This window comes from Rhizobium sp. AP16 (assembly GCF_000281735.1).
Taxonomy (GTDB): Bacteria; Pseudomonadota; Alphaproteobacteria; order Rhizobiales; family Rhizobiaceae; genus Rhizobium; species Rhizobium rhizogenes.
Genome location: NZ_AJVM01000088.1, coordinates 1 through 3,368, shown reverse-complemented (window position 1 = coordinate 3,368; position 3,368 = coordinate 1). Strand labels below are relative to the sequence as shown.

Below are 3,368 nucleotides of genomic sequence, written 5' to 3'. Positions count from 1 at the left end.
AACGGTGCGACCGACAATGGCGTGGCCAACTCCACCGTCCTTGGTCAGGGCGCCAGCATCACGGCCGGTCTGACCGGCTCCAACGTGGCGATCGGTCAGGGTTCGGCCGCCACGGCGGCGGCAGTCCCGACGTCCGGCGCCACCATCGGCGGCACGGCCTACACCTTCGCCGGGGCTACACCGACTGGGGTCGTCTCGTTCGGAACGGCAGGCAACGAACGGCAGCTGACCAATGTCGCGGCCGGTCAGCTTTCGGCCACCTCAACGGATGCGGTCAACGGCTCGCAGCTCTTCGCCACCAACACCGCGGTCACCAACATCACCAATGGCGGTGGCATCAAGTACTTCCACGCCAACTCGACGCTGCCGGATTCATCGGCGATCGGGACGGACAGCGTGGCGGTGGGACCGAATGCGGTTTCCAACGGTGTCGGTACTGTCGCGATCGGCAACGGCGCCAACGCCGGCTCCACCGGTTCGAGCATAGCGATCGGCCAGAATGCATCGGCCAACGCTTCGACCGCCAGCGGCGCCGCCGTGGCGATCGGCCTTGGCAACCAGGCGACCGGCGACGGCGCGGTCTCCATCGGTGACCCGAATATCGTCAGCGGTCAGGGTGCGGTAGGCCTGGGTTACAACAACACGGTGACCGGCAACGGCTCCCTCGGCCTCGGCAACCAGAACACGGCGAATGGTACGGGTGCGGTCGCCCTCGGTAACCAGAACAGTGCAACCGGCGACGGCGCACTTGCCATCGGTACCAACAATACGGCGACCGGCATCGGTTCGCTGGCGTTGGGTAGCAACGTCACGACATCGGCCAACAATACTCTGGCCATTGGCACCAACGCTTCGGCGACCGCGCAGGGAGCTGCCGCAATCGGCAATAACTCCAACGGCTTCGGCATAAACTCCACCGCGCTTGGCAACAACAGCTCGGCCTCCGCCGACCATGCCACCGCGGTGGGCAATACGTCTCTTGCTTCGGGCATCAGCTCGGTTGCGGTCGGCGATAGTGCGACCTCAAGCGGCGTCTATTCCGTGGCTGTCGGCCAGGCTTCCCAGGCGACTGGGGCTGATGCTTCCGCCTTCGGTGTGCAGGCCACCTCGAGCGGTGATTTCAGCACCTCCATCGGCCAGGCCTCGGTCGCATCCGGTGTCGGTGCCACATCTCTCGGTGTGCAGGCCAAGGCGACGGGTGCTTTCGGCACCGCTCTTGGTCAGGCATCGACGGCCGCAGGTATCAGCGCCGTCGCGGTCGGCGTTGTCGCAAGTGGCGGCGGCGACCACAGCGTCGCGGTCGGCGACTCGGCGAATTCGTCCGGGAATACCTCGGTGGCGATCGGCTACAATGCCGCATCGAGTGGTGTCGGGGCGCTAGCATTGGGTACCGGAGCCTCTGCGGCTAACCCGAATGATGTCGCCTTGGGCTCCGGCTCGGTGACGGCAGCGCCCAATCCGACCGCAAGCACGACCATCCAGGGTACGACCTACAACTTTGCCGGCGCCACGCCGACCAGCGTTGTCAGCGTCGGCTCGGTCGGCGCCGAGCGCCAGATCACCAACGTGGCGGCCGGTCAGATCACCGCGACGTCGACGGATGCGATCAACGGCTCGCAGCTCTTTGCGACCAACAGCGCGGTCAACAACATCGTCAACGGCGGCGGCATCAAATACTTCCACGCCAATTCGACGCTGGCTGACAGCTCTGCGACCGGAACGGATGCGATTGCCATTGGCCCGCAGGCTGTAGCATCTGCCACCGATGCATTTGCCGCAGGTGTAAGCGCTGACGCTGCTGGTGCAAACAGTACCGCCGTAGGTAGCGGCGCCAAGGCGAGCAACGGTTACGATGTGGCGCTAGGCTCTGGTGCCCTGGCATCAGGGGGCAACGCTGCGATCAATTCGGCGATTGCCATCGGATCCGGTCAAGCGACGAATGCCGGCGGTATTGCCATCGGCAATGCGTTCAATGGCGGCCCGCAAGCCTCGGGGCGTGATTCGGTAGCAATTGGCACTCAGGCGAAGGCTACCGCTAATATCTCGACCGCCATCGGTGCGGGCTCCACGGCATCGGGGGCTGGTTCTTTCGCAGGCGGCCAGTCGTCAGTCGCTAGCCAGACGAATACAGTTGCGCTCGGCTTTGGTGCCAGCGCCGGTGCACAAGCCGGCGATGTGGCGCTCGGCTCGGGCAGCACCACGGCAGCAGTCGTGGCAACGACTGGCGATACCATCAACGGCAATGCCTACACATATGCAGGCACTGCGCCGACCAGCACGCTGAGCGTGGGAGGGGTTGGTGCAGAACGCACCATCACCAACGTCGCGGCAGGCCGCGTCAGCGCCACCTCGACAGATGCCATCAACGGCAGCCAGCTGTTCGCGACCAACACGGAAGTCGGCAAAGTCGGCACCACGGTCAACAACATCGTCAACGGTGGTGGGATCAAGTACTTCCACTCGAACTCGACGCTGCCGGACTCGACGGCAACGGGTACGGATAGCGTGGCCATCGGCCCGAATGCCGTCGCCAACAATGCAGGCGACATCGCACTCGGCTCGGGCAGCACCACGGCAGCAGTCGTGGCAACGACCGGCGACACCATCAACGGCAACGCCTACACCTACGCCGGGACAACACCGACAAGCACCTTGAGCGTCGGTGCTCCGGGCGCGGAACGCACCATCACCAATGTGGCGGCAGGTCGTGTCAGCGCCAGCAGCACGGATGCCATCAACGGCAGCCAGCTGTTCGCGACCAACACAGAAGTCGGCAAAGTCGGCACCACGGTCAACAACATCGTCAATGGCGGCGGCATCAAGTACTTCCACTCCAACTCGACACTGCCGGACTCGACAGCAACGGGTACGGATAGCGTGGCGATCGGCCCGAACGCCGTTGCCAACAATGCAGGCGACGTGGCGCTGGGCTCCGGCTCGGTGACGGCGGCGGCGGTGCCGACGGCAAGCACGACCATTCAGGGCGTGACTTACAACTTCGCAGGGGCAACACCGACCAGCGTGGTTAGCGTGGGTGCTCCGGGTGCCGAACGCCAGATCACCAACGTCGCGGCCGGCCAGCTGTCGGGCACTTCGACGGATGCGGTCAACGGTTCGCAGCTCTATGCGACCAACACGGCGGTCAACAACATCACCAACGGCAAGGCTGGTCCGTTCGTCTCCGATAGCTCGGTGACCTCGACGCAGCCGGTATCGTCCGGTGCCAATGCTCTGGCAGGTGGCTTCGGTGCTTCGGCAACGGGTGCTGCCTCGTCGGTCATCGGCAACGGTGCGACCGACAATGGTGTGGCCAACTCCACCGTGCTTGGTCAGGGCGCCAGCATCACGGCCGGTCTGACCGGCTCCAA

The 3,368-nt window shown here is 64.8% G+C and carries 1 protein-coding gene; it reads left to right on the top strand.

The window, feature by feature from the left end; all coding sequences use genetic code 11:
* The coding region (locus PMI03_RS29690; protein WP_007703169.1) for an S-layer family protein at positions 1 to 3,368 on the top strand (3,368 nt) is incomplete at both ends.